19 protein-coding genes and 4 pseudogenes are annotated in these 18144 nt (G+C 56.1%); 10 read left to right on the top strand and 13 right to left on the bottom strand.

The genetic code is table 11. The features are described from left to right. The first annotated feature begins 26 nt into the window (after positions 1-26). The 3 genes from HWX07_RS03565 (at position 27) to HWX07_RS03555 (ending at position 2104) form a co-directional block, all read left to right on the top strand. Entirely contained in the window at positions 27-470 is a 444-nt protein-coding gene (locus tag HWX07_RS03565; protein ID WP_175875197.1) for a DUF4902 domain-containing protein, read from the top strand. A gap of 210 nt (positions 471-680) precedes the next feature. After that, positions 681-1289: an acyl-homoserine-lactone synthase gene (locus tag HWX07_RS03560; RefSeq protein ID WP_011547407.1), complete on the top strand. Its 609-nt coding sequence runs from the start codon at positions 681-683 to the stop codon at positions 1287-1289. 50 nt (positions 1290-1339) lie between these two features. Continuing rightward, positions 1340-2104 (top strand): hypothetical protein, encoded by a 765-nt coding sequence (locus HWX07_RS03555; protein ID WP_175875196.1) that lies wholly within the window; start codon positions 1340-1342, stop codon positions 2102-2104. Between the two features lie 205 nt (positions 2105-2309). Here HWX07_RS03555 and HWX07_RS03550 read toward each other — a convergent pair whose 3' ends face one another. After that, the gene (locus HWX07_RS03550) at positions 2310-2600 is read right to left on the bottom strand and encodes a hypothetical protein (RefSeq protein ID WP_077218667.1); all 291 of its coding nucleotides are present in this window, start codon (positions 2598-2600) and stop codon (positions 2310-2312) included. Between the two features lie 301 nt (positions 2601-2901). Between HWX07_RS03550 and HWX07_RS37250 the strand changes: the two genes are divergently transcribed. Next, on the top strand, positions 2902-3288 hold the full coding sequence (locus HWX07_RS37250) for a VOC family protein (RefSeq protein WP_175875471.1): 387 nt from the start codon (positions 2902-2904) through the stop codon (positions 3286-3288). 282 nt (positions 3289-3570) lie between these two features. Here HWX07_RS37250 and ribA read toward each other — a convergent pair whose 3' ends face one another. Then, on the bottom strand, positions 3571-4215 hold the full coding sequence (gene ribA / locus HWX07_RS03540) for a GTP cyclohydrolase II (protein WP_124652145.1): 645 nt from the start codon (positions 4213-4215) through the stop codon (positions 3571-3573). Between the two features lie 644 nt (positions 4216-4859). Between ribA and HWX07_RS03535 the strand changes: the two genes are divergently transcribed. The 5 genes and pseudogenes from HWX07_RS03535 to HWX07_RS36915 all read left to right on the top strand — a co-directional run bounded on the left by HWX07_RS03535 (position 4860) and on the right by HWX07_RS36915 (position 8693). After that, on the top strand, positions 4860-5462 hold the full coding sequence (locus tag HWX07_RS03535; RefSeq protein ID WP_175875195.1) for a GIY-YIG nuclease family protein: 603 nt from the start codon (positions 4860-4862) through the stop codon (positions 5460-5462). 54 nt (positions 5463-5516) lie between these two features. Continuing rightward, positions 5517-6188 carry a hypothetical protein gene (locus HWX07_RS03530; protein WP_175875194.1) on the top strand — a complete coding sequence of 224 codons (672 nt, stop codon included), beginning with the start codon at positions 5517-5519 and terminating at the stop codon, positions 6186-6188. 1077 nt (positions 6189-7265) lie between these two features. Next, a pseudogene (locus tag HWX07_RS03525) lies at positions 7266-7427 on the top strand (RNase H family protein); the annotation flags it as partial. A gap of 179 nt (positions 7428-7606) precedes the next feature. Beyond that, complete coding sequence (locus tag HWX07_RS03520) at positions 7607-7771, top strand: hypothetical protein (protein ID WP_175875192.1); 165 nt, start codon at positions 7607-7609, stop codon at positions 7769-7771. Between the two features lie 169 nt (positions 7772-7940). Continuing rightward, a complete protein-coding gene (locus tag HWX07_RS36915) occupies positions 7941-8693 on the top strand; it encodes a phage antirepressor KilAC domain-containing protein (protein WP_175875191.1) in 753 nt (250 codons plus the stop codon). 120 nt (positions 8694-8813) lie between these two features. Here the strand turns inward: HWX07_RS36915 and HWX07_RS37150 are convergent, their stop codons facing one another. The 9 genes and pseudogenes from HWX07_RS37150 to HWX07_RS03475 all read right to left on the bottom strand — a co-directional run bounded on the left by HWX07_RS37150 (position 8814) and on the right by HWX07_RS03475 (position 15823). Next, positions 8814-10463, bottom strand: a complete 1650-nt coding sequence (locus tag HWX07_RS37150) for a DUF262 domain-containing protein (RefSeq protein ID WP_347879181.1) — start codon at positions 10461-10463, stop codon at positions 8814-8816. An 11-nt stretch (positions 10464-10474) separates the two neighbouring features. Next, positions 10475-10702 (bottom strand): DUF262 domain-containing protein, encoded by a 228-nt coding sequence (locus HWX07_RS37145; RefSeq protein WP_175875189.1) that lies wholly within the window; start codon positions 10700-10702, stop codon positions 10475-10477. 124 nt (positions 10703-10826) lie between these two features. Next, complete coding sequence (gene gspG / locus HWX07_RS36900) at positions 10827-11231, bottom strand: type II secretion system major pseudopilin GspG (protein ID WP_347879180.1); 405 nt, start codon at positions 11229-11231, stop codon at positions 10827-10829. A 24-nt stretch (positions 11232-11255) separates the two neighbouring features. Further along, positions 11256-11456: pseudogene (locus tag HWX07_RS36895) on the bottom strand (EexN family lipoprotein); the annotation flags it as partial. 16 nt (positions 11457-11472) lie between these two features. Beyond that, the gene (locus HWX07_RS03495) at positions 11473-12177 is read right to left on the bottom strand and encodes a hypothetical protein (RefSeq protein ID WP_175875187.1); all 705 of its coding nucleotides are present in this window, start codon (positions 12175-12177) and stop codon (positions 11473-11475) included. 2 nt (positions 12178-12179) lie between these two features. Beyond that, positions 12180-12815 (bottom strand): DarT ssDNA thymidine ADP-ribosyltransferase family protein, encoded by a 636-nt coding sequence (locus HWX07_RS03490; protein WP_244129928.1) that lies wholly within the window; start codon positions 12813-12815, stop codon positions 12180-12182. A 106-nt stretch (positions 12816-12921) separates the two neighbouring features. Beyond that, positions 12922-13212: pseudogene (locus tag HWX07_RS03485) on the bottom strand (DUF72 domain-containing protein); the annotation flags it as partial. Positions 13213-14517: 1305 nt separating this feature from the next. After that, positions 14518-15075 (bottom strand): hypothetical protein, encoded by a 558-nt coding sequence (locus HWX07_RS03480; protein WP_175875186.1) that lies wholly within the window; start codon positions 15073-15075, stop codon positions 14518-14520. A 22-nt stretch (positions 15076-15097) separates the two neighbouring features. Next, positions 15098-15823, bottom strand: coding sequence for a hypothetical protein (locus HWX07_RS03475; RefSeq protein WP_175875185.1), 726 nt, complete (start codon positions 15821-15823; stop codon positions 15098-15100). 76 nt (positions 15824-15899) lie between these two features. Here HWX07_RS03475 and HWX07_RS03470 point away from each other — a divergent pair, with 76 nt between their 5' ends. After that, complete coding sequence (locus HWX07_RS03470; protein ID WP_175875184.1) at positions 15900-16436, top strand: hypothetical protein; 537 nt, start codon at positions 15900-15902, stop codon at positions 16434-16436. A gap of 932 nt (positions 16437-17368) precedes the next feature. Here the strand turns inward: HWX07_RS03470 and HWX07_RS36890 are convergent. Both HWX07_RS36890 and HWX07_RS03465 read right to left on the bottom strand, forming a co-directional pair. Continuing rightward, positions 17369-17614, bottom strand: a pseudogene (locus HWX07_RS36890) (PAAR domain-containing protein). A gap of 84 nt (positions 17615-17698) precedes the next feature. Continuing rightward, positions 17699-18067 carry a helix-turn-helix transcriptional regulator gene (locus tag HWX07_RS03465; RefSeq protein WP_154817377.1) on the bottom strand — a complete coding sequence of 123 codons (369 nt, stop codon included), beginning with the start codon at positions 18065-18067 and terminating at the stop codon, positions 17699-17701. Positions 18068-18144 lie beyond the last annotated feature (77 nt).

Below are 18144 nucleotides of genomic sequence, written 5' to 3'. Positions count from 1 at the left end.
CCGTTCGAGGCTGATACATTCCGCGCATGACTTCACCCTTGCTGCACCCTGTCCCCGGCCCGTCCCCGGACGGCTACGTACGCCTGTCAGAAGGCGCACTGGCCGCACTCGCGCTCGACCATGTCGCGAGCGGCCTCGATCCGTCGCTGCTGGCCGAACTGCGCGACAACGCGATCGACGCCCGCCTCGCCGGCTATACCGAATGGCATCGCCCGCCCGGTGCCGGCGTCGCCTACGTGACGGTCGGCTGGGACTGGTACCTCGAACGCGCGACGGGCACGTTCGTGATCGCGGGCGGCGACGTCCGCAGCAACGTGATGGCCATCGACGCCAAGGGCGCCGACATCGGCATGTTCCGCACGGCCGCCGCGCTCGCCGCGCGACTCGCCGCGATCGACTGGCCTGCCGCGGTCGCGTCGGCCCTGCTCGGGCACAACGACGCCTATCATGCCGGCCCCACGCTCCAGTGACAACCGGCCGCGCATTCTTCCGACGATTTTGCCAGACTGGCGCTCTTTATAAATAAAAGCCGCCCGGTTTTCAATCCCGTCGATCAAGAAACCGTTACCACGTCCCGAACGGCGTCTTTACGTCGCCACCCTGTAAGAGTTACCAGTTACAGGCTCCTCGTGCCGCGCGCTGTAATGCACGCATATAAAAGCACAGATCCGAGGACATCCATGCAGACCTTCGTTCACGAGGAAGGGCGGTTGCCACACGAACTCGCGGCGGATCTCGGGCGCTATCGGCGCCGTGTGTTCGTCGAACAGCTCGGTTGGGCGCTCCCGTCGGCGAACGAAAGTTTCGAGCGTGACCAGTTCGATCGCGACGATACCGTCTACGTGTTCGCGCGAAACGCCGACGGCGACATGTGCGGATGTGCGCGCCTGCTGCCGACGACGCGCCCGTATCTGCTGAAGTCGCTGTTCGCCGACCTGGTCGCCGAGGACATGCCGCTGCCGCAATCGGCCGCCGTCTGGGAGTTGTCCCGATTCGCGGCGACCGACGACGAAGGCGGCTCCGGCAACGCGGAGTGGGCCGTGCGTCCGATGCTCGCGGCCGTCGTCGAGTGCGCGGCGCAGCTCGGCGCGCGGCAGCTGATCGGCGTGACGTTCGCGAGCATGGAGCGGCTGTTCCGCCGGATCGGCATACACGCGCACCGCGCAGGCCCGCCGAAGCAGGTAGATGGGCGTCTGGTGGTCGCGTGCTGGATCGACATCGATCCGCAAACGTTTGCTGCGCTAGGAATAGAGCCGGGGCAGACTACCCGGCAAGCTATCGCCGCCTGAGCTGGAACGCGCGTTCCATCCGGGCGGCATCGTAACGAAGGAGAACCAACGTGGATCAGTCTCAGGTCTTTCGCGCGATGATGCCCGGGTTGACGAGCGCCGGCGGCGCCCGCATCGCGGTCGCGTATCCGTCGTTTCCCAGGCCGTTGCCGCTCGTGCGGCTCGACCGCCGCGGGCTCGTGTTTCGTGCCGTCGGCGCCGCGCCGCTCGTGTGCGGGCTGCCGCGCCCGGCAACGCTGCTGGTCGCGGACGAGCCGCTGTGCTCGCTGCGCCTCGTGATCCGCGACATCGCGCCGGCCGGGGGCGGCCGCCACGACCTGACGATGCAGCCGTCCGGCGCCGCCGGCGACGAATTGCTATGGCACGCATTGCGCGACCGCGAGCCGTACCGCCAGATTCGGCACCCGCTCGCGCCGGTCGCCCTGCCCGTCGCCACCGGCGGCGAACCGCATGCGGCGGCGGCCGAAACCGCGGCGCGCCCGTCGCGCAGCGCGGCCTTCCGCCTGCCCAGCCATAGCGACGCGCTGTTCTTCGCGGACTGGCTCGAATATCACTTCGACGAATTGCGGGCGCTGTCGCAACAGCACGGGCCGCAACTGCAGCTTAATCAGCTCGAACGGCAGGTTGACGATGACGAGGTCGGCGTGCGTTTCGTCTACGACATCGACGGGCATGCGACGCGGCACGCATTGACCGACTGCGCGCGCGAGGCATGCGCGTGGATCGAGACGGAGATGCGCAGCAAATACGCGCTGCCCGTCGCGCAGGAGCGGTTCGGCGCGGTTGCGGCGCACGCACGGGCCGCCGGCATGTGAATGAGGCCGTGCCGTGCGCCGCCACAAGGCGGTCTGCGCGGCGGCAAGTTGCGCGGATGCAACGAGGGCTTGCAAACGTCCGGGTTTTCCCTTAAATTTACGTCTGTCTCCTCCATGTCTCCAAACATGGATTCAGCCCGCTCACAGTAGCGGGCTTTTTTATTGCCCAAATGATTTACGGGGCCACATCACCCTCCCCGTCCGGCTAGCCTGCTGGACGCATACCAGTCGGTCGCAGCCAGTAGTGGTGTATCGCAAATATCAGCGCGACCGCGACGACAAGCGCCAGCAGCAGGTACAGCCAGCCCTTCCTGGTCGTCGGCAGGTCCGTCAGGGCACCGACGTCGCCCGTCAGCGCCGCCAACGCGACCATCGCCAGGCCGGCCAGCACCAACGTCCCCTTTGCCACCCATCCGAACGCGGCCTCCAGCCCGGCTGCCCATCGCGACTGGCGGTAAGGTCCGGCAACCGGCCGGCGCAGATCGGGCTTACCCATTCGTCAGTTCCCTACCGGCATGCGCGTGCCCGCACGTCGTGCGGCAAGCGCCGCCGAACGCATGAATGCGAAGGTCTTGCCGATGGGTAGCCGCTGTGATGCGGAGTGCGCACACTGGATCGAAATGCGTCATGTTTTTCTTTCGCGAGACAAGGCTCGACACAATTCGATTCGTTTGGCCGGGCCGAATCGATATCGTTCGATACGGCCAGTATCGCCCGAAACACGATCCGCTCGCCTCGCCCAATCGCGATCGACCGGCTTATCATTGATCGGCCCGCCACTTCCCGTCGAGGTCATCTTGCACGCCCATCTGCGCATTGCCCGCCCGGTCAACAACCTCGCCCGCACCGAACGCATGTATCGCGACGCCCTCGATCTGTCGGTACTGGCGCGCTTCGACGATCACGACGGCTTTTCCGGCGTGATGCTCGGACGCGAAGACCTCGACTATCACTTCGAGTTCACGCACTGCCCTGACCATCCGATCGCACCGTCACCGACGCCCGAGGACCTGATCGTGTTCTACCTGCCCGATCGGCCGGAATGGGAAGCCGCCTGCGAGCGTGCGACCGTACATGGCTTCATGCCGGTGACGTCGTTCAATCCGTACTGGGAAATATCAGGTCAGACCTTCGAGGATGCCGACGGTTACCGGATCGTTTTGCAGAATGGCACGTGGCGCTGATGGGCAGACGTGCGTGAGGCGTTACACGCCGGGGTGGCTGCCGCCGGCGGTAGCACATCCGCACTCGCCGGTCGCCAACGATGCAGCGTCAGGTTTTCGATATCGATTCGATGGCGTGATCGTTACGGGAGTACGGAAGGACGAATGCCACGCCCAACGCAGTTGACGTCACAAGCGCGGCACTGGAACGCATGAGGGGAAGGAAATCGCGATCGTCGCGTGTACCGGCGACGATCGGAACAACAGATGACGAGAAACAGGCGCTAGCGCCGCCCGCTCGGGTTACTCGTTTTCTTCGAAGTAATGCCCGAACTTCGTCTGCTTCGTGCGGATATACCGTTCGTTTTCCTCACGCACGGGCACCGCGAGCGCCACGCGTTCGCAGACAGGAATGCCATGCTTCACAAGCGTATCGAACTTCTTCGGATTGTTGCTCATCAGCCGCACCGACGTCACGCCAAGGATGCGCAGGATCGCAGCAGCCGAGTCGTATTCGCGGGCGTCGTCGGGCAAGCCGAGATCGAGGTTCGCCTCCACGGTGTCACGCCCCTGCTCCTGCAGCGCGTATGCGCGGATCTTGTTGCTCAGGCCGATGCCGCGGCCTTCATGGCCGCGCAGATACAGCAGCACGCCGCGGTCTTCGGCCGCGATGTAACGCAACGCGAGATCGAGTTGCTCGCCGCAATCGCAGCGGTACGAGCCGAACACGTCACCGGTCAGGCATTCGGAATGCAGCCGGGTCAGCACGGACTGTTCGCCCGTCACGTCGCCCATCACGAGCGCGAGATGTTCGGCATCGCTGCCCGATACGCGAAACGCGTATGACGTGAACGTACCGTAGCGCGTGGGCAGCGACGCCGTGGCGACGAGCGTCACGCACTCGTCGGCCTGGCCATTGCCCGGCGTGGGCAAACCTGAATCTTTCATAAGTAATTGATTTGGTGAAGTTTCTTTGGTCCGCCGCGTAAGTTGTCGCGTAAGTACAACAAAACAGACCGTCACTAAGCGCAGTTTACCGCACTGCCACTTTCTTGATACTTCACCGCCCCAGCCGCCGTAAGATGTCGTGTGCGACCTCACGAACCTCTTCCGGACTGGCATGTACCGCGGGCTCCGCCGGGTCCGCGCGCCCTGCTTTATGACGTCCGCTGCAAGGTCAATTAGGGCCTGTCTAATCGCCGGATGTACCGGCGCGTTCAGTACGCTAGGAGCACGCCTAGCAAGCTGGGTCGCAATGGCTAGGTCGCGTTGGAGGATGGAAACAACCTGTGCCACCAGCTCTGGGCGTTCGCGCGTGCCGCGCTTGATCTGCTCAAAGGGGATCGGCGTCAGAGCGATGGGGTCGAGCGCGTCAGGTATTGAGGCTTCATATACCCAAAAGTTTACTTTGGCGACGTAGCAGACTTCGCTGTCATCCTGAATTTGGTTCGTGACAAGGAGTTACCGTACGGTCGCCTCCTTTGTGCCCTACCGTGGCCTGCGGCTATATGAGGCTTTGTGCTACCTCCACCATTTCGCGCTAGACTCCGAGAGTTGCGGGTAGCGCCGTGCCTCGACTTGGAGCGTGGAAAGTGACCATAAATAAATATTGGAAAGATGAATTCAACGAGTACGACTATGATGATTTTAAATCGTCTCAAGTTGAGTGGGAGAGGCAGCGACAGCAAAACTCCGTTGTCGGATGGATCTACATCGGGGTTGACCTTGAACGTCCCGGCAGAGCCAAAATTGGGCTAACCACTGGCGAACTTGGAACAAGAGCGAGTAGCCCTCAAAATCCATTTTACACCCTATTTTACGCCTTCAAAATTAAAGAGGGCGTTAGCGCAACGAAGATTCATGAAATTGAAGATGCGGCCAAACAGATGCTTTGGCAGCGTTACCAACGAATAGTCCACATCGAGTCCGGCCAATTGTCCGAATGGTTTTATGTTGACCCATATGAATTAAGAGAATTACTGCGCAGCTTCCTTTACGAAAATTATTCCATGTACATGTATTGCTATCACTGTAGCGAGCGCGACATTGGGGTTATCGAATCTTGGGAGAACAATCGCCTGATTAACGGGGGAGATAGAATTCCATATCAGCCTATGGACTTGAGCAGCCCTCCCGTTTCGTCTGAGTGCCTTACCCCGCCCGGATGCGGTGCAGATTGTAACTGCTGGTCGTAGCAAGCAAAGCACAAACAACAACACAAACAAGAAATCAAAAATAACGGGGAACCTATGAGACTAAAACTTGCTACTGCAACACTGCCGTTTCTGTTTGGCTGCGCCACACAGCAAGCATTGATGACGGAAACTACGTCGGGTTATCCAGAAACGACCTTCGAAGGTACAACGCTTGCGGATGTACAAAATCTGTTGATTGCCCGATGCTCCACGGTCGGTGGGATGGTCACTGAAACAAATCCGAACATGGTTGTTTGCAGCAGGACGCTAGAAGGTCAGCAAGCCGTCTTTGCTCAATTGCTCCTAGGCAATTCGTACAGCACTACGCCCGTAGACAGAATTCGATTTGTACTCGATTCAAACGGCTCAGACGTTCACGTGACGGCGTATGAGTGGGTAGAAACAACGATGCCGTTCGGGCAAGTCAACCGTGCGGAAATGAAATCGAACAACTCCCGTAACGCGCTACAGGGTGGTTTGGATCGACTCACCCGTGAATACGGATACACGCACCCTAAAAAACCCATTCCGGTCGCTGTTGGTCAAACATTGCCGGTAACAGCAAAAATCTGCACCTCGTATAATGAAGCGGGACCCGGCAATATCGTGAAGCACTATACCAAAGGCGAATCGCTCACGATCTTCGAACGCTCTACTATCTATCTCCGCGTGTCGGCTAATGGCGCACCGCAAGAATGGGTCGTAGACGGCGCATGTACTCGCTGATAGCCCAATCTACAAACTGACCGGCTGAAAGCCCCGCCCTCTATATTGGAGCGCGGGCCTTTCTATTTTACAGCCCTGAGTGCACTTGCTCCACGCAGATGCAAATGCGGCAGGGATTTTGCATTATACGCCCTGCCTCCGATCAAACAAGTAAGGGTTATTTTTTCAGCCCTTTTCAGGCACTCCAACGGGTTCGCGTGGTGCGACGAAAAGATTGTTCGCCATAAAAAATCAATGAATTCTTCAGCCCCATATTAACAAGACTCGAGCGAACAATCCGAGCAGCATAGGTAAACTTTTTGCAGGTTGTGCCAGCCAACACCCCGAAATTAGCCGCACGCAACCCAATTTGATCGAACAGGGTAGGAAAAATTAATTCGATGGGCGACCGGAAATTAAATTCGACCAATGAATATCTTGAGTCAGCGAACGTGCGGGACCGTAACCATCCGGCGAGAAGACAGCACAAAATTGTTCTCTGACTAGGCACCGTTCGGGGGACCGAACAATAACCACTTGGGGCGGTGCTAAAAACTAACGGGCGTACTTGGTAGCTACAAACGTCCCGGCGGCGATAGGAATGCAGATTTCGTATGTTCAACGAGATTGAGTAACACATGACGGTTCAGAGTTCATGTTAAGTCTCAGCGGTTGGCCCGGGCCTGTGTTGAGTGAGGCCGGTAGCGGTATCCTTGTGTTAGGGTAACTCTCACTAAGTCATAGCGTGGACACTTACGGCTATGATTCCGGCGGGACCCATACTATGGCAGACATGTTTAATCGCATGAGTATATGCTGTAAGTGGGAAGCCTGGATGAACTCCTAAGGGAAGGTTTTTTAGACTGTCCCTTGGGATAGGTTCGTCCGGACTTCCCACCTACAGCAGAATATAACCCGCATCTTTCTATATCCTGTTTTTCTTTATAAATACTGAAGGCGGTTTCGTGACCGCGCAGCGGGCGCGAGCTACGGACACAAGCGCGTAGCGCGCAGGTCCGATTGCCTGAAAGGAAAATTGTTCAGCCAATCCGAATAATCAGGAAATACCTATGACCCCCGTGGAAATCTACCCCGGTGGCTGGTAAGCCGGCTCTCAACGTCGATCTGTTGCAGTGCCTAGAGGCTCTTTATGCCGTCCACGCCGTTAAATGGCAATGGGTGCGCGGCCACCACGGCCATGCAGAGAACGAACGTGCCGACAGACTCGCCGCAAGTGCTATGCAGCCGTACATTAATTAAACCCCGCTCGGAGCGATCCAGCGGGGTTTTTCTTTGTTTACTCCCGATTATTTAGACTTTTGCGATATACGCAACTTCATTCTTCAAATGACGCAACTAATTTCCGACGATCAACACTCAATTTAAGAACAGGAAAAGTAAATAGATTTTTCAAGAACAATCCAACAAGGAAATTCACCATGCTTCAAGAAAGAAAATTGGCGCGAATCATCGTTGAGGTGCCGGCAGAAATGCACGCATCGATTAAAGAGCTCGCAGCGGAACGCGATACGAGCATTGTTCGCCTGACACGTGCAGCACTGCGCCGGGAATTGGCTGAATCTGAAAAACGGGATCAACAATGATGAAACAAATTCGCCAACACCCTGCGGGCAATCTGGCGCTGTCCGCAGTAATCGCGACTGCCCTGCTCGCCGCAATTATTAGTGTTCTGCCGAAACTAGCATAGCGCACACCCAGATTTACAGATTTCCCAAATATTTTTGGAGAGAGTACATTATGAGCAATGGTCTAATGAATTTCGACCAGACGCAGACCGTCACCATGTCATCACGCGAAATCGCGGACTTGGTTGGATCACGACACGACAACGTGCGCGTAGCTATCGAGCGCCTAACCGAACGGGGCGTAATTGCTTTACCTGCAATGCAGGAAAAGGCAACCAGGGGCCGTCCCTCTGTTGAATATGTGTTTCGCGGCGAGCAAGGCAAGCGCGACAGTATCGTGGTGGTCGCGCAGCTATCGCCTGAATTTACGGCGCGTCTCGTTGACCGCTGGCAGGAGTTGGAGACTCAGGCGGCAAAATCTACTTTCCAGATTCCGCAAACACTTGGGGAAGCGCTTCGATTGGCCGCAGACTTGGAGGAACAGCGCGCAGCGCTCGAAAACGAGAATCAAGAACAAGCCAAGGTGATCGAGTATCACAAACCGGATGTGCAGTTTGCGGAAGCTATGCGGGCGTCAGATGACCTGCTGACCTTTGACGAAGTTGCAAAAACGCTATCAAAGATCAAGCCCATTGGACATATCAACTTGCGCCGCGCCCTGAAGGATTGCGAAATTCTTCGCAAGGATAGCGGCTTGCCAATGCAGAAATACGTAAATAACGGGTTGCTTGCGGTCGTGCAATCAACGTGGACTACCCCAGATGGCGAAGTAAAAATTAATCGCAAGGTTATGGCGACGGGTTCGGGAATGCAGGCGCTGACGACGTGGTACTCGAAGTATATCGAAACCCTGCCGCGCCCCCTTAGGAAATTTGTTTAATCGTCAAAGTAGCGCAATGAGGAATGCGTCTCCATACTCAAAAATCCCTCACAAACACTTATGACGACCCCGAGATATGAGAAGACAGCCGCTCCACTTTTTGGGGCGGCTGCTCACTTATTAGAGTGATGCAGGACCGCCCCACAGCACCCGCGCCACCTCAAACAGCTTTTCGCCGCGATTCGCAATAGCAACCTCGTCCCACTGCTGGAGTTGCATCAACTCGCGATTGAGTTGTAGATTCGAATGCTCGAACAATGCTTGACGCTTTTCTGCATAGGCACTGTTCTGTAGTGATCGATTTACACCGTAATGAACCAAAGTGAGATTACCCAACTGCGGCACCGCCCGCTCACGGGCAAGAATGGCCGTAGAACGCTTGTCAAGATTGTCCGGCACGAACTGGAGAATTCGCGCTTCATGCACGTCATTGGTCGAGACGCTTGTGCCATCGGGCAGCGGCCAATAGCTGGACCAACTCTGCGGCAGAATATGATCGATATCTAGCGTATCTAGTGCTAGCGGTACCCGTTCCTCGCTACGCTCAGAGCGCAGCGCTGTTTCCAACCGATGAAAGAGCGACCGAAGCTTAGCGGCATCCAATCGCCCGGGATACGCGTCGCCCTCCAACCAATGACGGCGAAATTCCTCGTCGCGCGGCCACCTTGACGCCTCTCCGCTCGGCTCGGCCAACGCCGCACGAAATGCAGCAACCCCCAATTGACCGGCCTGAAGCTTCTTCAATTGCTGAGCGAACACCTTGTTGTAACTTTTTCGGGTCAACCCGCAGATGGCACGACGGACTAGATACGATTCGATGCATTCATAGAACTCCCGCTGCTCGTCCACCGACAGCGCCGAAGCCGCCACTCTCAGTGCCAGAGCGTGGGTTGGCGAAGCATCCCAGACCCCAATCCGTCGCCCAAACACACCGATAGGAGTATCACCCGTCCCGGTAACCAAGGCGCGATAGTGCTCTGCATGCTTGTTTAGCATGTCCAGTTGTGCCGAAGCCCCACGCAGCTCTGGTGAACCGTCCACGAAGCGACGATATCCCGTGTAAAGGCGTCCAATGTCGATCTCATCGCCCGTCTCAGCCTGGACGGCTGTTTGTACGAACCACTCCAACCGAGGGCGGTTTAATCGGCCACGTGATTGCGGCTCGGACCACAAAGGCGATTCAAACTGGCACCAGAGATTCGCATAGAGGTCATCTGCGTTTCCTCCTGCCCGCATGAAGATGAAATTACGAATAAGGTCTGTCGCATGCAGTTCAGCACCGTGCCCGTTGAGTGTCTCAAAGATCACTTGAGCGTCGTCCTCTTCGCCTAACGAGATGCATACGATGGACAGATCGGTCAGAACAGCAGTGGCCAACGCAACGGCAATATCTGCGGGCTTTGCTTCTGATTGTTCCCGCGCCCAGTCGGTCATAGCACTGAGAAAGAAGACAATGGCCTCCAGTGCCGGCGGGTGATCGACACCAATCTTTCGGAGACTGCCTGACTGAGTGAAGCTACTGGGAAAGCGCTCGCGCAACTGTACCAACGACTCGGCAGTCATCGCCTGAACATATTGATCGCGGTCGCGAAAAGTCGGCCACAGCTTAAAGACTTCAACCTCCCGATCCTCCATTGTTTCGGGATTGGAGTTATGCAAGCATCCTTCAACGATTGGCAGGAAGGTGAGTTGGTCCCATTCGCGCAAGGCATGCACCAGCGCAGCTAGTACATATTGCATCGTGGTTAGACGCTGCTGCCCATCGATGATGTGATGACGCTCTACGCCAACCAGACCTGTTTTTTCTGTGGCTCCAGTACAACCGCCCCCATGAAGTGCGGAACAACCTTGTCGCCAGCTAGACGCGCTTCAGCCTTATCACGAATGTCTTCCCATAACCTTCCCCATTGGTCTTCGCGGTTCCACACATAGGGTCGTTGGTAGAACGGAACCCGGTACTGGCGTCTGTCTTGGTAAATTTGCTGAATGCTAAAGGTACGTGAGTCCATTGCGGAGTCCAGTCAACGATTGATATATGAGCAGCGGCATTCGCCCCTGTCGATACAGGGGCACTCCACGATTCCAATAGGCAGCAGGAAAGGAATGAAGGGATCGCCTCGCGACATGGATGGCCTACTGCCACGAACCTATGCCAGCGTCGTTGCCTTCGCCGCCTTCCTTGCCATCCGCGCCGTAGCTGGACACGTCAATCTCTCCGTGCGCGCCCGGATTCAGATACTTGTAGGAATTGCCCCACGGATCGTTCGGCAGGCGCTCGATGTAGCCCCCGTCCTTCCAGTTGTTCGGGACGGGGTCAATGGTCGGCTTATGAACCAGTGCGGCGAGTCCCTGCTCTTGCGACGGATAACGTCCATTGTCGAGGCGGTAAAGCTTAAGTGCCTGTAGGAAAACACCAATGTCTTGCCGTGCAGCTATGCGGCGCGCTTCGTCCTGCCGCATTGCACTAGGGTTCGCTGCCATCGCAGCCACCCCGGCCACAAGAGCCATTGCCGCTTTCTGCTGTTCTTCTGCGCGCAGCTTTTCAGCTTTGTCCTGAGACGCATTCGCATTGATGCAATTCGGATCGTCTTTCAACTGACCGGGATTCGAATTGCATTCGGCCATTACGCGCCTTCTAAGGTCAAGTTGCTGGTCGAACTCTTCAACCTTGACGACTCGATCCAGTCCGGACACATGCGTTGGGCCACAAGCAGTAAGCGTGATCGACAGCAAGCTCACTGCCACGATTGGTCTGATATTCATGAACATCCCCGTTGTTCTACTCATCAAGTAGAGATCTATTTCGAAGGGTGTTTTCGTGCGCGTTACTGACCGCACCCGTGTTTATCACACGCAGATACTCGTCCTGATTTTTCAAAATCTCGTCTTTCAACAGCCCACGCTCATACAATGATACATAAAGTGCAGCGGCGTACGCCTGACAGTTGATCGAGCGTTCGGGGTTAAACGCAATGTCAGAGAACGCGCGGTAAGTCAAAACAATCTCAGCAAGTTCAGGTTGCCTGTGCAAAGCGTTGATATAAAGCCAGTCATAGAATGCAGTTCGGGGTTGGAGCGGCCAGTCCGTGCCGTACCACTGAAATTTAATCAGTCTGCCGAACTGTGTAAGGCGCGGATCGCGCTTCGCATCAATTGACTTGGCATTTAGCAGGTCCGTGAAGGGGCCGCCACGCTCAAATACCTTGCTGGCTTGATAGGCACACTCAAGACTGTATTGGCGACGTGGCGTTCTAATCATAAGATTAAACGCACTCAGCTTGACGCCGTAATCGTCCTTGGACTTGCTGGATATTTCCAACACTCTATCGACGTGCAGTCGTTCCTTCGCCACCTGATGAAGTGACTCAATTGACTTCTGAGCTTGGCTTTTTGCCATGCCAGGAAACCATTGGAACTCCACAAGCTCCGTCGAGACGAGCAAGGGGCCACTAAGGGACGGGGTGAATATCGGGCGTGTAGCCATGTCTATGCTTGCTGTGGCTTCCAGTGCGCGTAGTCGCTGCGGGCCGAATAAAAAACGTCATGGCTCCACACTTTGAGACCCGGATGCAGTGCCTCAAGCTGAGCCTTCATTACGCTATTTCGCACGGCAACGCCCGCGATGTACTCCACCGGTACACCTTCCAGCATCAGTACCTCCGCCTGCGGATTGGTCGGCATGTAGTTCTTCAAATTCAGATTGGCACGAATTTTATCGTCAAAGTCATCGTACATGGCTCGAAATGCAGCGAGTCCGGTTCGCTGATGCAGCGGGATAGCTGTGACTCGGGCGGCTGCTGCGTTCTCGGTACAGAAAGCGCATGGCAACTTCCAAAGCGCAGAGGATCGGATAACGATTACGACCCATTCCTCGTCTGGATGGTCGCACCGGCACGGGTAGAACATTCTGTAGTTGGGAAAACCGATTGACACACATACGGCATCCGTGCCGTCGATCCTATGATGATCGTTCACGGTGCCAACAATATTCCTCCCATCCAACCTATCACGGCATACCAACCCGTGCGTAAGGATGGATTGGAGGTTGGATAGTCTGGTGAAATGTAACAAATACGGGATTTCTCGTTCCGTCGAAAACTCTTGTATTGTTCTTGCCACCATCATGCCCCCGAGCATATTTGGTCTGAATATTTTTGCTTTCAGCACCTAATATACCTCAGTTGACAAGCTTGCTACCTGAGAGTCACGTTCTTCGGCCTCCGCAAAATCACCCCACATCCCTTGTCGCGCCTAGTAGCTCCATCATCGTCCCTGCGTTGCGCTGCGCCACATCCCGATAGCAGTTGTTGAACGTCACATGAGTATTGGCCGAACACCCCGCGATTTCCGCGATGGGTCGTGCAAGCTCGCGTAGCTCGTCCTCCCCATACTCGTAATTGAACCGTTCGGCCACTGACTCTGCCCCGCTCCAGGCCGAAACGTTGCGGCCATGCAGCCGCACAATCACCAATTCCGGGGAAGTCACCTCCCAGACCGTATGTGCACGCTTCGTCACGCCATATGCAAACATCCGAAGTTTGAAAGCGTCATTGCGCGGCCACGCGCCGGTTGCGCGTTCTGGGCCTGCGCAATCGGTCTGGACAATCTGACGACGGAAGCTTGCGACCGGCTCGCGCATCAATTCGCACGGCCGACCCGGTATGCCAACGTACCGAAATGAAAAGGCCCCGCAACGTGGCTGGGCCTGAATTCGTTAAGCCATCGGGATTTGACCTTGGCGCAGGTCTGCGGCCGGCGGATGCGGATCGACAGGTTCGGGAGCGTGAAGCGGACTATTATGAATTCACTTAATTCACCCGAGCACTCGATAGTGCCGGCAGCACATTGGATTCGCGTGACCGATAGTCGCTGAGAACATGATCATCGAGAACAGCAATGACCCGACGTTGACGTTGACGTTGACGTTGACGGAGAGTAGGCCACCGCAACCAATCTTCGAGAACGGACACGCTCGGACTGCTCATGAAGGACGACGGCGGGAAAACGATGACGTTGCGGGCGCTAAGTCGAGGAGCAAATGTGCAATCTCGACAACATGTTCCACGTCATCGAGGGAGTCATGATCCCAATCGACGCGAGGCAGATACAGAGGCTGGGAAGCGTTGCAGCCCAACGGGTAGGCATACCACAGTCTCCCTCTATCACCGCGCAGTATTGTCGAGAATGACGAACTCATACGTAGAGTTCGTGAAAAAAAATAAGAAAGGGTTTAGGATGAATTCATGTAGCAGGAAGCACCGCTACATAAAGTGAAGCCGCCAAACTCCTGGTCGAGTCGGCGGCTTGTTCAAACCTGAGCATGGAGGTGCGACATGCACTCGCTTCATCCGTCGTTCTTGTACTTCGCAATCGCTGTGAACTACATGATCTTGGCGTGGCTACATCTGCGCTAAGCAGATTAGGGCGAAAACTGTGAGAGGTCGATCGCCCTAGGCCAAGCATCGTTACCAGCTTTTCTTGTAATGACGTTTGCAGTCTAGCACTGTGATGCTAGGCGTCAAGTGAACTAAACGGGCCTGCGCAGTTTAGGCCCCCGGCAGGTCGCGCCTGTGCGTGATGAGCCTCAGTCGCTCACCTAGAAATAGGTGGCGGCTTTGTCGCGTCTGCATTGTTGGCGTTGCATGGTGCCGATACTCCCGGAGTGAGGTGATAAGGCTGGACTAGACCAAACACACAGCGTCAGACCGCATGAATCAGTTCCGCCCTGCAGGACCTTAGATGCAAGCGCTGAAACGCCGCTATGCAACACAAGGAGGACAACCACCCGAGTAAGGGCCTCGACCTGATTACGCGGGTGGCGCTCCTAGAGAAGAATTTCTTCGCGGGACGAACAGAATACGCGACTATGGCAAAAGTAGATTGCGTTCCGGTTAAACGCTCGTAGACATTCGAGATCGTCTACGCGATAGTAAAGCTGGACCGGATGGTTCTGTTTCTGATGGCACTCAATTAGTTCGCGTGGCGCGTTAGGAACCAACCCAGCGTGATCGGCAAACAGGTAACGAATAAAAGCGTTGTGGCGAAGATTAAACTCTAAGCCGATCTGGTCCTGCCGATCTGTAAATTGACTGAAACCACGATCAGATAGTAGGCATCGTGCTTCGCCATAGCTACACACCATGACTGCCGCAGCATGGCTCTTTCGCTCAAACACTGCTTTCACCATGCTCTCTAGCATAGAGAGCCCCCCCTCCCCCGATTCCACAAAGAGCATGAACAACATCCGCAGCCATCGGACATAGTCGGTGTCGGATATGCCAAGCTGCGAACAAAGCCATGCCTGATGAGGCTTGCGACCGTTGAGAACACGCTCGAACATCCGTTTTGCATCCGGCGCGGTCGGCTCATAATTTGCGAGCACATACGTCCCCGGTCTGCCTACGTTATCGCCGCATCGGCACTTGGAAAGGCGCAAAGTGCGTCCTGTAGAGCAGGATTCGTTCGAAGGCCCCTGCGTGAACTGTCGCTGCTTCCGGCCAAGAAATGTCCTGATCGGATGCCGGGTTCCAGAAATTTACGACCACCAACAGCCAATACGCGTCACACTCTTGGTATTCCTTCGCCAGTACCGTCTTTTCGGCTATAGCCTTTTCGACGCGTGGCAGCGAGAGTAAGGGCGTAGCATAGCTTTGCGTAACCCGCCATCTGGCATCAGGATATTCTCGACCGTTCCAGTATGCCCAAGTCAATTCAGGAATGTGTTCGAGCATGTCATCAGGAACGTTGCCGGACGGTCCGCTTTCGATACGAAGCCCTAGCTCCGCGATTGCCTTTGCAAGCGGCTCAATCTTACGGATAGGTTTGTCGAAATCGAAGGCGAAATGAAGCTCTGTCGAGCGCCCGCCCGCTTCGAGATACAGTGCTTGCGCTTGCTGGACTGCTGCGTCACGGTGCCGTCGCTGCACCTGCTCGCTGTCTGGATCGTTTCCATCGGCAAGGTACAAGTCTGTAATTTCGATGCCAATCCTACGCTGCCCATTTATGACGACATCGGGCTTGTCGCCATAGAGGATTTCCCCGGCAGGCAGTTCGAAATCGCGTGCGAACATTTCAAACACACGTCTTTCCTGCTCTTGCTTTTTCTGATTCTTGGTGGAGCGTCCCATCATCCTCGTCTCCGATTCCCTGAATTCGAACGGTCACCTCTATCCACTATCATGACACATCTCGGATGGGACTCTCGCCATGAAAAGAGCACTTGATATAGCGGACCTTGCTCTGAAGGTGTTGTCGTGCCTCGCGATCTTCGGCGGCGGCGTGTGGGCGTATTATCAGTTCGATCTTGCCGGGGCTACCAACTGGCAAAGCAATCTGTCCATCGAAACGCAGGTGCTCCCATACCGGGACGATCTACGCCTGCTCGTCGTGCATGTGAAGTCGAAGAATCCTCGAAGTGTGGCCTTCCGTCTGGTCAAGAAGGACGGCGACTCGTTCGTGCTATGCGTGCAACAGGTTTCGGACGAAGCCAAGGCCAATGCGATCATTACGCCGAATAAGCGCGACGCGGTTGTCCCTGATATCGACCTACTGGCAGACACTGGCGGTGAGTACGAATTCGCGCCGAATGCAGAAATGAACGACATGCGTACCATCGTCTTGAGAATCGGCAGTACAGTGGTGCTAACGGCAGATATGGAAGCCCACAACGGCACGTTTGACGAACACGGCAAACCCGATACGGATTTCGTGTCCACATCGACTGTCGTGCATGTCGGCCCATGATGTTCAGAATTATCTCGACATCGTAGGCTGAAGTGGAGTGGTCGCGAACCGTCTCGGATGAAGCGCTTACGTTGCCTCCTTCTGCGTGGAGCACGAAAGCCCGCCCAACTGATCGCGTAGCGTCATCGCATCGGACGGTGACAAAAATCCGCCCTCCGATCTGTAGCCGTTTTGCAGCGTCCACACGGGCCTGCGCCGAATAATGCGATTGGTGATCGTCCAACCGCTCGGTGCACGAACTCGTACGAGCCTACGCGACACCATGCGCCGTTACCGGCATCCCGTTCCAAACAGCCAGTCATGACTACCTCTCCGGGCTTCGTTACCAACAGCAAATATCGATCGTCAGGTCAGTGCGTACAGTTCTGAACTGCGAACGCGCACTGTTCGCCTCTTGTTAAAACGCCGCCGGTTGGTCCACTATAGTTCACGCGGGACACCGAGCCGTTCGTCATGACGATCGAGACGGTGCACGATCTGCGGCGTGTCGATCCGAATCCAAAACTGCTCGTCTGGCTACTCCCTGCTGCTGCGCCCGTCGCGTAGACAGAATTTCCGATACGAGCCGCCTGAGCGGCTCCAGTTACAGCCGCATTGGTATTCGAGTAGCCATTGGAAACAGTATCGGTTCGCCCGTTCCCCGTCTCGTAGCTCCATACCTCTGTAGCTCCCTCAACGGCCTTCGCCGCTGGGATACCCATACACGCCAAGACCTCGCTCTTCGAGAGTCCAATCATCTGCGTTTGCGCTGCGGCCGCTGTCTGCGCTCGCTCAAACGAGCAACCCGACAGCAATGCCCACGCGCACCCGCCAAGCGCGAGCATGCGTGCGATCCCCTTGGGCTTCATACCTTCCCCTGTTTGTATTTTTGGCGTTCTTGGTAGCTATATCTACAACCTGCGACTGCCGACTAATCGGCTTCTCATGTCGCGTCAGACATCAACCGACATGACATGCTGCGACGCGACGAGCAACGGCGGTACCGAACACTTGCAAACGCACAAATCATCACTCAGGGCAACGCGACGATCGTCGGCCCGGTCATCGAAAGTCGCGGGCCGACGCATTGAATTTTTCCGATAGTTTTACACACCTGGCAAAACACATCGTCGATCTCATATGCGATGTGCGTGCCGTCGGGTGCGAACAGCGTGGACTTCTTGGACCGGCCCCGCCACAGTATCCGTGTTACCTGTCTGGCTTTTCGCCCGGCGACCAGTGCCAGTTCGCCGTGCCCCAAGAACCTGCGTCAATCACGGACATCAATCGCCCGACCTGCTTCGCTTTTTCGACGACGCCTCAACCAATTCAAATGCATCGTTGATCAATTTTTCGAATGCTTCCTGCTGCGCTGGCGACAGTTTTTCCAGTCGCTCCTGAATACGGATCGCGCGATCCATTGCACTAGTTCCGCTAGCTCCCAACAAGTCGGCAAGACGGCAGTCGAGCTTTTCGGCAATCCCTGCTAGTCGTTCGAGATTTGGAATCAAGGTCCCTCGTTCGATTCGCGATAGGGAAGATTGCTCGATCTGGATGAGTTCGGACAACTTTTCCTGAGTCATTCCAAGCGCCTTCCGGCGAGCGGAAATGGCGTCGCCAATGGACTTCGCAAGTTGTGCAGCGTTGCTCAAGACAGATGTCCTCCCCGGTAGTCGGGGAAGTGTCTGTTCTCCGCACCGCAGCGTGAAGGGCGTCACCACACATATTA

Source organism: Burkholderia sp. BCC0097 (assembly GCF_902832985.1).
Lineage (GTDB): Bacteria > Pseudomonadota > Gammaproteobacteria > Burkholderiales > Burkholderiaceae > Burkholderia > Burkholderia orbicola.
This window is presented reverse-complemented; position numbering and strand designations above follow the sequence as displayed.